The organism is Aliivibrio sp. S10_S31 (assembly GCF_014694495.1).
Lineage (GTDB): Bacteria > Pseudomonadota > Gammaproteobacteria > Enterobacterales > Vibrionaceae > Aliivibrio > Aliivibrio fischeri.
Map to the genome: position 1 here is coordinate 65,860 of NZ_JAAUWR010000022.1, position 14,225 is coordinate 80,084.

11 protein-coding genes are annotated in these 14,225 nt (G+C 37.1%); all 11 read left to right on the forward strand.

Annotation, left to right across the window (positions count from 1 at the left end; translation table 11 throughout):
- The first annotated feature begins 103 nt into the window (after window positions 1–103).
- The 11 genes from HC728_RS16795 to HC728_RS16845 all read left to right on the forward strand — a co-directional run bounded on the left by HC728_RS16795 (window position 104) and on the right by HC728_RS16845 (window position 14,081).
- Window positions 104–1,378 carry a glycosyltransferase family 4 protein gene (locus tag HC728_RS16795; RefSeq protein ID WP_065623353.1) on the forward strand — a complete coding sequence of 425 codons (1,275 nt, stop codon included), beginning with the start codon at window positions 104–106 and terminating at the stop codon, window positions 1,376–1,378.
- Window positions 1,371–2,534 carry a glycosyltransferase family 4 protein gene (locus HC728_RS16800; protein ID WP_012535034.1) on the forward strand — a complete coding sequence of 388 codons (1,164 nt, stop codon included), beginning with the start codon at window positions 1,371–1,373 and terminating at the stop codon, window positions 2,532–2,534. The genes HC728_RS16795 and HC728_RS16800 overlap by 8 nt, the downstream gene beginning before the upstream one ends.
- Window positions 2,531–3,973: a lipopolysaccharide biosynthesis protein gene (locus HC728_RS16805; protein WP_190395787.1), complete on the forward strand. Its 1,443-nt coding sequence runs from the start codon at window positions 2,531–2,533 to the stop codon at window positions 3,971–3,973. Before HC728_RS16800 ends, HC728_RS16805 begins: the two co-directional genes overlap by 4 nt.
- Window positions 3,970–5,355, forward strand: coding sequence for an O-antigen ligase (locus HC728_RS16810; RefSeq protein WP_190395788.1), 1,386 nt, complete (start codon window positions 3,970–3,972; stop codon window positions 5,353–5,355). The genes HC728_RS16805 and HC728_RS16810 overlap by 4 nt, the downstream gene beginning before the upstream one ends.
- Window positions 5,356–5,501: 146 nt before the next feature.
- The gene (locus tag HC728_RS16815; RefSeq protein ID WP_065621519.1) at window positions 5,502–6,257 is read left to right on the forward strand and encodes an acyltransferase; all 756 of its coding nucleotides are present in this window, start codon (window positions 5,502–5,504) and stop codon (window positions 6,255–6,257) included.
- On the forward strand, window positions 6,247–7,383 hold the full coding sequence (locus tag HC728_RS16820) for a glycosyltransferase family 1 protein (RefSeq protein WP_190395789.1): 1,137 nt from the start codon (window positions 6,247–6,249) through the stop codon (window positions 7,381–7,383). The genes HC728_RS16815 and HC728_RS16820 overlap by 11 nt, the downstream gene beginning before the upstream one ends.
- A complete protein-coding gene (locus HC728_RS16825; protein ID WP_017018984.1) occupies window positions 7,380–8,879 on the forward strand; it encodes a chain-length determining protein in 1,500 nt (499 codons plus the stop codon). Before HC728_RS16820 ends, HC728_RS16825 begins: the two co-directional genes overlap by 4 nt.
- Window positions 8,880–9,036: 157 nt before the next feature.
- Window positions 9,037–10,125, forward strand: coding sequence for a glycosyltransferase (locus HC728_RS16830; RefSeq protein ID WP_017018983.1), 1,089 nt, complete (start codon window positions 9,037–9,039; stop codon window positions 10,123–10,125).
- A complete protein-coding gene (locus tag HC728_RS16835; protein WP_065604662.1) occupies window positions 10,122–11,309 on the forward strand; it encodes a glycosyltransferase family 2 protein in 1,188 nt (395 codons plus the stop codon). Before HC728_RS16830 ends, HC728_RS16835 begins: the two co-directional genes overlap by 4 nt.
- Before the next feature lie 14 nt (window positions 11,310–11,323).
- Window positions 11,324–11,968, forward strand: coding sequence for a sugar transferase (locus HC728_RS16840; RefSeq protein ID WP_005423702.1), 645 nt, complete (start codon window positions 11,324–11,326; stop codon window positions 11,966–11,968).
- Window positions 11,969–12,188: 220 nt separating this feature from the next.
- On the forward strand, window positions 12,189–14,081 hold the full coding sequence (locus tag HC728_RS16845) for a GGDEF and EAL domain-containing protein (RefSeq protein ID WP_155682817.1): 1,893 nt from the start codon (window positions 12,189–12,191) through the stop codon (window positions 14,079–14,081).
- Window positions 14,082–14,225 lie beyond the last annotated feature (144 nt).

Genomic DNA, 14,225 nt, shown 5'->3' on the forward strand with positions numbered 1-14,225 from the left:
AATAATTAATCATTAAAATTCAATAAGATAACAAAACATTTAAGATGGCACTCCATTTGCTCTATCTCTTATATCAAGAAGATACTGCAAGGAAGGTCAGCCGATGTCTAAAACAACCAAAACAACCTTACTGTTTGTACATTACGGTGATAATTGGATCCGAGGCAGCGAAGTTTGTCTTATTAATCTAATTAAAAGTATTAATCATCAAAAATACCGTTGCATTTTATGGTGTAACCAACAATGCCTTGCTGATGAAGTAAATAAACAAGTTGAAGTAGCCTATGTCACGCCTTTTACCTTATTACTTGGTTGGAGTGCTCCACGATTCTCCCTCTCAAATTGGTATCACTTTTATCAACAAGGTAAACAAATTATTGAATCGCACAATGTTGACTTGATCCATTGTAATAGTGCTGCACCTTGCCAATGGATGAACCTTGCTGCTCGTCATACACAAACCCCATTAATCACTCACCTACATACCCAATATCCACTAAGAGACAGACTGAGCTTAGGTATTCATTTAAGCCCTAAGTTAGTCACGGTAAGTGATGCCATTAGCCAAAACGTACTAATGGATGGATACAAAAAAGAACAGCTAACAACAGTACCAAATGGAATAAATACAACAAAATTAAACACTCAACATAAAATCGATTTAAGAACCCAACTAGGTATTGATAAAAGTGCTTATGTACTAGCAACATCGGGGTCATTAATTCATCGAAAAGGAATCGACCTACTTATTGATAGCTTGGTTCTGGTTGATGCTGTAATGCTGAATATCCATTTAGTTATTATTGGTGAAGGTGAAGAAAGAGCAAACCTTGAAGCACAGGTCCACCGATTAAAACTAACCAATAACGTCCATTTTTTAGGAGAGCAATGCAACGTCGTAGGGCTATTAAAAAGTGATATTAACGCTTACATCAGCGGCGCAAGAGACGAAGCCTTTGGTTTAGCACTCATTGAGGCATCACTAGCTCAATTGCCTGTTATTGCACCTATGGTTGGTGGTATTCCAGAGGTGATCACACACTACGAAACCGGCTTTCTTACACAACCCAATGACAGCGAATCTTTTGCGAAAGCCATTATGGTGTTTATCCAAAACCCACACTTAGCTTCTCGCTTAGGCAAAAAAGGAAAAGAAACCGTTTATCGTTATTTCACCTTATCTCAATACGCACAACAATTTGAAAATATCTATGAAGAACAACTCATTAACAATCAATCGCATACTCAACCTCTATGGGCGGCAATTAAACCTGTTTTCAATAACCTAACGTATATGTCGAAATTATTTGTACGTAATCACATTGTCTCCCACTTTCGCTCAAATGACGATCTAAGCAAGGAGGCTCATCATGAATAATATCAATCATATTTTAGTTTTCGACCCAATCACTTACGCAGGTGGTTCAAAAGTTGCCACTCGTGAAATGCTGGATTTAATTAACAGAAAAAAGCACCACATTACAATCCTTACCGCAAACCCAAGCTCTTGGTTATTACGTAATGTTGAAATGATTAACATGTCACACCCCAAATGGCTTCCAATATCAGAACATGGTAAAGGCTACTGGTTAAGACAACTCTATTTTTGCTTTTGGTTAATTTACACCCGCATTTTCTATGGAAAAATAAACATGGCAGTTGGGGCTTCAGGCCCGGGGATCGACATGCCTCTTTATCTAATGAAATGGTTATTTGGTTATCAAATCACTCAACTTATCCATGGACCTGTTGGCTTATCTCGCTCTATTGGTCTCTGTTTATGTAGAGCTCAACACATCTTCTACTTAAAAAGCACTTACCCTTCTTTAATCGCAGCAATAAAACAAGTATGGAGAAAAAAAGCTGAACATATTCAAGAGGAGAATACTGAGCATCTATTACGAACCCACCATTTTGAAGCATTTGTGAATGGTATTAGTGAAAAGAACCTACCTTCTCCTTGTCAGTATCACTCCCCTTCACTTTTTTGGGCTGCGTCATTGTTAAAATGGAAAGGGTTAGATTTATTACTAGAAGTCATTAATTCGACTCCAGAATCTAGTCGAGTACCTACACGAATTTGCTACTTATTACCTGAAAATAATGCGCTTCCAACAACAGAAGCACCGCAAGAAATAACAAGCATTGAATGGCATCATCAACCAACTCAGCTTGATCGCCTTCGTTCACAGTCCAATATTTTCATATCAACAAGCCACCAAGAACCATTTGGTTTATCTATCCTTGAGGCTCTCACTGCAGGTATGTGTGTGATTATCCCTTCTGATGGTGCATTTTGGGATCTAGTATTAACGCATAATAAGAATTGCTTAAAATATAAGCCTAATGATATCAGTTCATTACAGCAACAAATCAATAAAGCGACATCTAATATTCAGTTAATAAAAACAATAGGAAAAGCAGGGGCTCATTTATCACAAGGTTACCGCGCAGAACAATGCTATTTAAATATTAAATTAGCAATAGAAAAGCGATCTCTTTCAGCTCTATCATTAAATGAGGTGAAACAATGAGTCTATTTCCCTTATCTCCGGCGCTCAAAAATATGGCTCTATATGGCATAAGTATCGTGCTAATGAAAGGCGTATCTTTGTTCATGCTGCCATATATTGCCAATCATATTCCACAATATGAATTAGGACGTTTAGAGCTATTAGCCACTTTTGCAATGATTTTAAGTGTAGTTCTTGGATTTTCACTGCATGAAGCTCTTTATCGTTTTGCAGGCGCAGAGCAAGATCCTCATAAAAAAAGAAAAATAACTGCACAGATATTCACATTAACCATGATTGTTGGGGCAGTATCTCTTCCTATTATTTGGATAATGAGTCCTTTCTTTAATGAATTTAAACCTGAGTATGCCAGTACAATCGAGCTTGAATTATTACTCATGCCTTTAGCGTTTGAAGGAATGATTGCCGTTGTTTTAGCCTCTTTAAGAATGCAAGATAAAGCGCAATTATTCTTCTATTTAACAACAGGTCGAGCCTTACTTCAGGCCATCTTAACCGTTATTGTTTTACAACAAGGTTATGGCGTAACTGCTATTTTACTTGCTGGTTTTATCAGTGCAGTAATACAAATAATTGCTTTGGTTTACATACAAATGAATGAAAACCTGAAAGTGGAAAATACAAGTTATGTATTTAGCAAAGACATTGCACAACTATGCCTTCCATATTGCTTTCCATTAATGTTAAGTGGATTGATTGCTTTTGGTTTAAATGGTTTTGAACGTTGGATACTTGCGGAAAATACCAGTTTCAATGACATTGCTTTATATGCCGTAGCACTTAAGTTCTCTCTTGCTCTCACACTACTAATGCAGCCATTTTGCATGTGGTGGATGCCTAAACGTTTTGATTACTTACATGCAAAAGGAAATAAACTAACAGCGCAGATAACAGAAAGTAGCCTTGTACTACTGTGCTCATTAACGATCCTAGTCAGCTACTTAGCTCCTGTATTAATCGATTGGTTAATGCCAAAAACCTATCAATCAGCAAAACATATTGCAGTTGCCTTGATCATCGTTTCAGCAATTAAAGAATTAAATGAGTTAATTAATATTGGTGTACTTGCTAAGAAAAAAACAAACGCATTACTTTGGATTAATGGCGTAGCTACAATCATAGGAGTTGCACTAATTATTATGTTAACGCCAATATACGGTGTATCAGGCGTTCTTGTTTCATTGATTATCGCGCAACTACTACGAGTTATTGCTACGTTTATTCTATCTCAACGTTACCATAACCTTCCCTACTCAATGGGAAAACTAACGGTTATATTTTTAATCACAACCATTTCAATTGCACTCAGTTTGTCAGGATACTCAACCCTGTTACACCTTGTTATCGCCGTTGCTTCTACGGCCACTTTGGTTGTCTTTGCTTTTCAATTAAGTCTCATCACTTTTCCTAAAAAAGAACAAACAGGAAAAACACTATGATAGATAATAATGTGCCACTTCAATCTCAATCATTACAATGGTTTACAGCTGTTGTATGCTCATTGCTAGCAGGAGTCTTGTGGCACTTATTTCCTCATCCAGCATTAATTGTTGTACTAGGTATAATTCCTCTTGCCGTTTTATATACATTAAATCGTCCATTTTTAATGGTATTATTTTTCGTCATTTTTTCCTTCTTCCGAATTCACGAGGTTTTTCCTCAACTTTACTCTTTAAAAATCCCACTATTGTTGTCTCTAGGGTCACTTGCAGCTCTAGCTTGGCAAGTTGGGATTACTCGTCAAATTAAATTATTCTGGTGTAAAGAATTTACCTTACTTACTTGTTTTTTATTTTTGATTATCGTGGGTATTGTACTGGCTGGTAACCGTCCAATTGCTATTGAATACTTTAAAAACATCTATTGGAAAATTATTTTAATGACTTTCGCTATTGCCGTATTAGTCAGAACACCACAGCAACTAACCTTCACTTTAAGAGCAATCACCATTGCAGGCGTACTCGTCGGGATCGTAGCCATTCAAAATAAACTAGGAGGTATTGGATTAGTAGAAGAGACCCGTGTAACCATAGGGCGAGAACTCGGTTCTATGTTGGGAGATCCTAATGATTTAGCACTAGTACTTATGTTCCCCACATCTTTTGCTGTAGGTCTACTAGTAACCCATCAATTACCTTGGCATCAACGTCTCATTGGTTTTATCGCTATTCCTATTCTATTTTGGGCAATTATAGCAACACAAAGTCGAGGCGGATTATTAGGCATAATGGCCGTTTTTGGTATTTATGGCTTACAACGTATCAAGTCAAAAGCTTTATTGTTATCTATCGCTATCCTTGCTGGCGGTATATTATTCGCCATTGCTGGTATCTCAGATAGAGCTTCAGGAGGCTCGGCAGAAGCAGGCGTTGACGCATCAGCAATGGGACGTTTATACGCATGGGAAGCTGCTTTTAAGATGGCATTAGCCAACCCATTAACAGGTGTAGGTTTAGATAATTTTTATTCCAATTATTTCTATTATAGCCCTCACTGGGACGGATTAAATCATGCCGTTCATAGTACATGGTTTGGGATTCTTGCTGAAACAGGCTTTCTAGGTCTAAGTATCTTTATTGCTCTTATTGTCGTACTAATTAAAAATGCCAACCACACTTTACAATCGGTTAAAGCAGTTAAAGACCGAATTGATCCCGCAATCTATACCAGTGCTCAAGCTGTATTTGCAGGGTTAATGGGAACCATAGTATCGGGAACATTTTTGACTCAAGGTTTCAATTGGCCAATCTATATTTTAGCGGCACTTGTCGTCGCGGTAGGTAAAACAGCTCAGGTTGCATTAAACCAATTAAAAGAGTAAATCCTCACTTTCAAATCGATTCTCAAAATGAGAAATTTAGAATAACCCTAATCAAAATAACATATCCAATTGAAATATAATTAAAAAAATATTGGCACATTCCATGATTGATCTACATAAAGAGGAATCAAAAAAGGAATGCCAATATGAACACATTATCAATTTATCGTTTTAAACAGTGGCTAAAAGAAGGAGAGAGTCCGCTAGCTCTGACACTATTTCGTATAGCGAAATCCATCCGACATTTTGAGTTGCCAACTCCTCGCCTGCTTAACAAGGTGCTTTATGGGTTGCACAAGACTCTATGTACTCAATGGCAAGCATTTACTCACCTCATCTTCTATGTTCCAGCTTTCAAAGGTCGTTTAGAAAGTTATGGGAAACGCACACTGCTTTACGGTGGCTTACCTTTCTTTAGTGGTCCTTTAACGATGCGTATTGGTAATGACTGCCGCATTTCAGGGCAAACGACCTTTAGTGGGCGAACGAATTCAGATAATCCAACCTTAGAAGTGGGAAACAATGTCGATATTTGTTGGCAAACTACTATTGCTGTAGGCAACAAAGTCATTATTGGTGACAATGTGCGAATTGCAGGACAAGGTTTTTTATGTGGATATCCAGGGCATCCCATTGATCCAACTGAGCGAGCTTTAGGGAAACCCGAACTAGATAGTCAAGTGGGCGATATTATCTTAGAGCAAGACGTATGGCTTGGCTCTCGAGTGAGTATTATCGGTAACGTTACCGTTGGTGAAGGGGCCATTGTTGCATCTGGTAGTGTCGTAACCAAAAGCCTTCCACCTTTTGTTCTTGCCGCCGGAAATCCTGCAAAAGTAATCAAAAAATTAGATGTTAATGCCTCAAATACAATCAAAGAGGAAATTCGCTATGAAGCCTGATTTGATTGTATTTGGAGAAGATTGGGGAGGACTTCCCTCAAGTACCCAACACTTAATAAAACAACTATCGCTTACTCGAAAAGTAGTTTGGGTTAACTCTATTGGTTTACGCCAGCCTCGCTTCTCAATTCATGATATAAAACGAGTGTGGAGAAAGCTGACACAAAAAAATGCAATTCAAGCCCATAATGAAAACGAGGCTCCGTTTACAACGGTAAATATCAAAACCATCCCTGCGCCAAAAGGAACACTTGCTCGTTGGGTTGCAAAAAAGCTTATCATCAATCAACTTAAGCCTATTTTGCAAAAAGAAAAACTAAACCAACCTATCTTATGGACATCATTACCTACGGTTGCTGATGTGTGTGGTGAACTAGGTGAAAAAAGCGTGGTTTATTATTGTGGTGATGATTTTGGTGCATTAGCTGGTGTTGACCACAGCACAGTAATACAGCATGAACAAAAACTCATTGATAAAGCAGATCTTATCCTAGCCGCCAGTAAAAAGTTACTAGTAAAATTTCCTAAAGGAAAAACCCAATTATTAACCCATGGTGTTGATTTCACATTATTTAATCAACCAGTACCAAGAGCAAAAGATCTGCCTAATGATGGGCGCCCTATTGCTGGTTTTTATGGCAGCCTATCCGACTGGCTTGATTACGACTTGCTAAATCAAGTTATTGCAGACAACCCACTTTGGCATTTCGTTTTTATCGGAAAAAATGAATTAACGTATAACCCATTTAAAAATCATCCTAATTTGCACTTACTTGGCCCCAAAATGCACTACCACTTGCCAAGATATAGTCAGCACTGGCAAGCAAACCTACTCCCATTTGTTGATAATGAACAAATTAGAGCCTGTAATCCTTTAAAACTATTAGAATATTTAGCAACAGGGACGCCTATTATTAGCACTTCATTTCCAGCGTTAGCGCCTTATATTGCTGAAATTCACACTGTAAATTCAGTTCAAGATTTTACAATTCATTTAAACAATATTCATGCTAACAAGCCCAATTCACTATCGAATTACAAAAACACTCAGCAAGCTGCATTAACAAAAAACCATACGTGGCAAGCAAAAGCCCAGCAGCTTGATGCGTGGTTGGAGGCATTATGATCACCTTAAGCCAACGTATTTTTATTATTTTAGAATCAGCATGGCGTCGCCGCTATTTGATTGTTTTACCAATCATCTTGATGCCTTTTATTGGGCTAACCATTGCGAAGTTAGCACCAAAGCATTATGACTCTCATACCAGTATGTTGATTCAAGAAACCGCTAAAATGAACCCATTCTTGGAAGATTTAGCCGTATCTACCATGTTAAAAGAGCGATTAAGTGCTCTACAAACTCTTCTACATAGTCGACATATATTAGGTTTAGTAGCAGAAGAACGAGGTTATATTCATGAATCGATGTCTCCCCAAGCCATTGATCATGCAGTAAACCAATTATCCGCAAACTTATCTGTCAGCATGGCTGGTAAAGATTTAATTCGTATCGATTATCGCGCTAATAACCCAGAGGGAATGAAAGACACATTAGAAGCAGTAAGTCGCCACTTTACTGAACAACTTTTAGCACCTGAACGTTCATCGATGAAGGATTCAAGTCAATTCCTTGCGGATAATATTGAATTTCGTCGACAAGAATTAGATATCGCGGAAGAAAAACTGGCCGAGTTCAAAAGCCAAGAAAATACCGTATTACCTGAAATGCAACTCACCAGTTTAGATAGATTAACCAAATTAAAACAACGTCTATACGAGCGACAAGCTGAGCTCGCTGGTGCCAAAAAGCGTTTAGGCTCAATCGATCTTCAACTTTCAAAAACCAATCCAGTAATAGGGAAAATAGAAGAACAAATCATCCGAATTCGCGGAGAGTTAACCTTATTGCAAGCCAAATACACCCCTCAACACAGCAAAGTTCAAGGTAAATTACGTAACTTAAACCGTCTCGAAGAGGAACGTTCTCGCTTACTTTCACAAACTCAACCGGGCTTAAGTAGTGAACAATTATGGGACATCGCAAGTAGTAATAGCGTTGAAGATTTAGCAAAAGCGCCACCAATTCTTCTATCCCAACTAGAAGAGTTACAACAAGCAACCAGTAAAGTTGATGCATTAACAGAAGAAACTCGAGTTCTCGAAAGCATGATCAAGGATATTGAACTACAAGCATCTTCATTTGGACAAAACGAAAAAGTGCTTTATCAATTACAGCGAGACTTAACGCTTAAGCGCCAGCTTTACAATGACTTAGTAGAACGTTTTGAAATGGCAAAACTAACTCGCTCACTGGGTGTTTTTGAGCAAGAAAAACGAGTAAAAATTATTGACCGGCCTTATACACCAAGTGGACCTTCAAACTTACCCACCATTCTATATGCCATTGCAGGTATTGTAGGAGGTATCGGATTAGGTGTAGGTATGGCCGTGATTGCTGAATTATGTGACACCAGTATCCGAAGAAAAGATGAGATTAAAGCTCTAAACCCTGCACCTGTTCTTAGTCGCATACCGCCACAGCCCGTGAAATGTTTTCATCTAACTGAAGAAAACCCAACGGTAGCGGACAACTTACTGGCAAACATATCTAAAGCAAATTAAAAATGACTCTCTTATTAATGTGAAACTTCAAATTACTAAATTCATTCTCAATTTGAGAAAAAGAAAAAAATAACAATCAACCCATTGAATAATAATGAAATTTTAATTGGCACAATCTCTGCAATTTGTACATTAGAATCACAAATAGGAGTGCGATATGAAAACCATTATTCACGTTGTCCAACACCTTTCTCCAGGTGGATTAGAAAGCATGGTATTAGATATGTTAGAGTTCACAAGCCAAGAGCATCGCATTGTTATTGTGAGTTTAGATGGCACCTATGAAGAAACGATTGAAAACTGGCCAAGACTGCAACGATATCAAGAGCAAATCATTTGTCTAAATAAATCAGCAGGGTTTTCTTTTAAAGCGATTAATCAATTACTTAATTTATTTAAAGAATACAATGCTGATGTTGTACATTCTCACCACATCGGTCCTTTAATTTATTCGGGCATTGCGGCTAAATTAAATAAAAAAATAAACCATGTGCATACCGAACATGATGCCTGGCATCTAAATGTAAGCAAGCACCGTCGATTACAACGATTGGCCTTATCTTTATCTCATCCAAAATTAGTTGCAGACGCTAGCTTTGTAAAAAAAGCGCTTAATAATATTTTTAATAGCTACCCTATTTACACAATAAAAAATGGCATTAACCCATACAAATTCAGCATTGGCGACAAACAAAAAGCAAGAAGTAAACTGAATATAACACTGCCTGACAACGCCATTGTGATTGGTAATGCAGGTCGATTAGAACCAGTTAAAGGACAGTTAAACTTAATTGAAGCGTTTCGATTTCTAAATTCAAAATATCATTTACTGCTTGCAGGCTCAGGGTCTCAAAAAGAGCACTTAATGCAACTGGTTAAGCAATATCATTTAGAAAGTAGAGTCCACTTTCTTGGGCATATCGACCATATGCCAACTTTCTATCACACGTTAGATTTATTTTGTCTTCCTTCCAATAACGAAGGATTTCCATTATCCACACTAGAAGCTCAAGCTTGCGGCATCCCTTGTATCGCAAACGATGTTGGCGGTGTAAGCGAAACTCTGTGCCCGAAATCCAGCATATTGGTCAATAACAATACGGCTATAACGTTAGCTCAAGCCATTGAATCTATGACACACAAAACCAAAAAATTCTCTTCACGAGATTTCATTTTAAAAAATAACCACGCCCAATCAATGGCTAGTGCCTATGAAGAGTTATATTTTGAAGGAGCAAACCTATGAATCTTTTTCTTATCATCATTACATCGTTAAGTATTGGTATCGTAATATACCATCATGCACTTTACCCAATGCTGCTACGTTGGTTTGCTTCTCGTCATCCAGTAAAGGGAATAGAACCAACCTGTAGAAATTTTGCTGAATCAAAAAAAGATCGTACATTGCCTTTAATAACCATGATTATCCCAGCTTATAACGAGGCACAATGGATTGCAGAAAAGATTCGTAATTTATCTTGTTTAGATTACCCATCTTCCAAATTAAAAATTATCATCGCATGTGATGGATGCACTGATGATACTGTTACGATCGCTTATAACACCATACAAGAAGCGTTATGTGCAGATACCCACTTTGAAATTTTAGATTTTGAACATAATCGAGGAAAAGTGGCCTTACTTAACCAACTTATTCCTCAATATCAGTCAAGTGATGTCATTGCTCTGAGTGATGTTTCAGCCCTGCTTTCGTATGATGCATTACTCATTGCTGCTAAACATTTCGAGAATAAACATGTTGGTGTTGTCAATCCCACCTACCATTTATTAGCTCCTACCTCTGAAGGTGAAAAGAAATATTGGGAATATCAAACTAATATTAAACAACAAGAAGCAACATTGGGTTCAAGCCTAGGCTCCCATGGTGCTTTTTATCTATTTCGTTCAGAACTGTTTATTCAATTAGAGTCAGATACAATTAATGACGACTTTATTTTACCCATGATGATAGTAAAGCAAGGTTATCAAGCAGTATACGACCCAAGTATTCTAGCTCTAGAACTTGAGCATGTTGTACAAGAAGAAGATTTTTCTCGAAGATTAAGAATTTCAGCAGGGAATGTACAGCAGCTGTTCCGTCTAATTACCTTATTTAACCCTAAATACAAAGGCACGGCATTTACCTTTTTCTCTGGCAAAGGGTTAAGAGCAATGATGCCATATTTCATGCTCATTGCTTATATTGGCTCAGCTTACCTTTTATCTAACCCTTTATTTTTAATCGCATTTATTGGGCAAACTATTGGGTATTGCATAGGTATTATTAGTCTATTCTTACCTGCATTATTTTCGAATAAATATTGTCAGATCCTTGCCTATTTAATATCAGGTCATACTGCTAACTTACTCGGTGGGTTAAATTACCTATTAAAAAAACCAACGGTCCCATGGACCCGAGTTCAAAAATAACAGAGGACTTTATTATGATAGATTCATATTACACAATGAACCAATCAACCATTAAAGCCAAACGTGCTTTCGATGTCTGTTTATCCATCATTGGCTTAATGCTTACATTACCACTTTTCCCATTTATTGCTTTAGCCATTAAGTTAGATTCAAAAGGTCCCGTATTTTACCGCCAGCTTCGAGTTGGAAAGGCTATGCCAGATAAAATTGATGTTTTTGAAATGATAAAGTTTAGAAGTATGGTGCAAGATGCCGAAGTGGCTACTGGAGCTACTCTTGCAACAAAAGGCGACAGTAGAGTTACCACTGTTGGTCGCATATTACGTAAAACACGCCTAGATGAATTACCACAATTTTTTAATGTAATAAATGGGGATATGTCTCTTGTGGGGCCTCGACCTGAACGACCAACTTTTTATAATAAATTAGAGCGTGAAATCCCTTATTTTAGTGAAAGAACCTACGGTGTCCTTCCTGGCATTACAGGGCTAGCTCAAATCAACCAAGGTTATGATACGTGTATTGAAGATGTTCGCTCAAAAGTAGGATTTGACCATAGTTACGCTCTATCGTTAACCTCAATCTCAGGATGGATTAAATCTGATATTTATATCCTTCTAATGACAATTAAAGTAATGATATTTGCTCGAGGACAATAAAAAGATAACGGTTTCTATTTGAATTTTATATACAATTCACCTTTAACCATACAAATTTTACGTGTATTAAAAATAGCAATTTTATGATGTCATACACGCTAACTAATTAATTTATAAATAGACGTGCTTTGCAGTTATCAAATTTAAGACAAATAATGAATAGAATAAACTGCTACTATCTAACTAATAGCTATCAACTATTAGGAAATGGATACCTGATATGCAAAAAACGTTAACGTCTGCCATCGACATTCCTGAACAAATGCAAAACGATTGGCAAAATATGCTCGATATTTTATCGAATGTAATTAATGTACCTGCTGCATTAATTATGCGTATTTATGATAATGACATTAAAGTTTTTTCATCAAGTTCTTCCACAGAAAACCCTTACATTAAAGGGGCGACAGAAAAGCTCAACCAAGGGTTATATTGTGAAACCGTAATAAAAGAAAGACAGGAGCTTACTGTCTTCAATGCGCTAGTTGATCCTGAATGGAACAATAACCCCGATCTAAAGCAAAACATGATTGCATATTGTGGGTTACCCCTTTATTGGCCTGACAATACCCCTTTTGGTACTCTGTGTATTCTAGATAAAAAAGAAAATCATTTTTCTCCTGCTTATCAAAAATTAATGAAAACCTATCAGCATTCGATTGAAGCTCAACTTAACACCTTGTATCAGCATGCAGATCTTCTTTATCGCCACAAAGAACTGCAGGCAGAAGTTGCAAGAACAACTCAGCACCTGAATGAAATTAATATCAAGTTATCCAATGAAATTGATTGTCGACGAGCAGCAGAGCAAAAAGTTGAGTATCACAAAAATCATGATGTTAATACGGGTTTTCTAAACCCTATCGCTATTCATAAGCATGTTGATAATCTAATAAAAAACGAAACTAAATTTGTACTTCTGCATGTGCATTTTGCTAATAGCCGTAAAATACAACAAGAGTACGGTTATCAAGCGTTTGATTCTTTATTAATAGAATACCGCTCCAAGCTAACAAAAATCACTGATACTTCGGTTACGGGTCGCTTAGGTTCATCGGATATTTTATTGATTATTCAGGCAGATAAAGAAAAGCTACCGCAACTTTGCCAACACTTATCAGAAATAGGTCAAGCAAACTACACTGCAAATGAGCAGTCTCTTCATTTGCAAACTTATGTTGGTGCCGTACATTCTAAAGAAGGTATATCTCGCTCAGATTTGCTGCAATTTGCTTATGATACGGTTGTGAAATGCCAAAATTTAGGTAAAACCTTTACCATTGCTGACGTATCATTGCCTACTCAATCGTCATTATCTGAACACAAAATTGAACGTTATTTATTAGAAGCCGTCCGTAATCACGATCTATTCTTAAACTATCAACCTAAAGTATGCCCAGTAAATAAAAAATGGATTGGTTGTGAAGCGCTATTACGTTGGAATCACCCACACTTAGGCGCTATCGCGAATGATGTATTAATCCAATTAGCAGAACGAAATGGACTTATTTACGAACTAGGGAACTTTGCACTTCGTAACGCTATCCAACAAGCTTCAGAATGGATTCTACACTCACCAAACTTTGTCATGGCAGTGAATATTTCCGCTGTCCAACTAAAAGATCCCCACTTTGTTACTCATATAAAACAATTACTTAATCTATACCAATTGCCAGCTCGCAATCTTGAACTGGAAGTAACAGAAAGTGGCTTAATTTCAGATGAACCACTAGCCATCGCGACATTAAGTCAGCTAAATAATATGGGAATATCTATTGCGTTAGATGATTTTGGTACTGGCTATGCTTCATTCCAATACCTGAAAAAATACCCATTCAGTTCATTGAAAATCGATAAAAGCTTTATCGCAAATATTGAGAAAAACGCAGACGATCAAAATATTGTGTGCGCGATGATCAACATAGCTAAGAAACTGCAACTAAAAGTAGTTGTAGAAGGGGTTGAGAATCAAAATCAAGAAGCATTTGTTGTTAAAGAAGGCATAGACCTAATTCAAGGCTATCTCTATTCAAAACCCATTTCCGCAACCGATTTTGAAGAAGGGTTATTTAATCAATCTTCAATTGGTACGCCTTATTTCCAATTTGTGTAGTGGGCACTCTAAAATATCATTATAGAAAGAAGCTGAAGATCTGATACTCTTGCTAACAAATATCATAATAAAATGAATCCAGTCAGCATGAATATTCAAAAAATAGAACAAGAAGTACAACAGTGGTTAGAAGATGTGGTCATC

Bases quoted from the DNA above. Each gene is read 5' to 3' on its own strand.
- HC728_RS16840 (WP_005423702.1), top strand. From the start codon at position 11,324: ATGATAGATTCATATTACACAATGAACCAATCAACCATTAAAGCCAAA.
- HC728_RS16845 (WP_155682817.1), top strand. From the start codon at position 12,189: ATGCAAAAAACGTTAACGTCTGCCATCGACATTCCTGAACAAATGCAA.
- HC728_RS16800 (WP_012535034.1), top strand. From the start codon at position 1,371: ATGAATAATATCAATCATATTTTAGTTTTCGACCCAATCACTTACGCA.
- HC728_RS16805 (WP_190395787.1), top strand. From the start codon at position 2,531: ATGAGTCTATTTCCCTTATCTCCGGCGCTCAAAAATATGGCTCTATAT.
- HC728_RS16815 (WP_065621519.1), top strand. From the start codon at position 5,502: ATGAACACATTATCAATTTATCGTTTTAAACAGTGGCTAAAAGAAGGA.
- HC728_RS16820 (WP_190395789.1), top strand. From the start codon at position 6,247: ATGAAGCCTGATTTGATTGTATTTGGAGAAGATTGGGGAGGACTTCCC.
- HC728_RS16795 (WP_065623353.1), top strand. From the start codon at position 104: ATGTCTAAAACAACCAAAACAACCTTACTGTTTGTACATTACGGTGAT.
- HC728_RS16830 (WP_017018983.1), top strand. From the start codon at position 9,037: ATGAAAACCATTATTCACGTTGTCCAACACCTTTCTCCAGGTGGATTA.
- HC728_RS16810 (WP_190395788.1), top strand. From the start codon at position 3,970: ATGATAGATAATAATGTGCCACTTCAATCTCAATCATTACAATGGTTT.
- HC728_RS16825 (WP_017018984.1), top strand. From the start codon at position 7,380: ATGATCACCTTAAGCCAACGTATTTTTATTATTTTAGAATCAGCATGG.
- HC728_RS16835 (WP_065604662.1), top strand. From the start codon at position 10,122: ATGAATCTTTTTCTTATCATCATTACATCGTTAAGTATTGGTATCGTA.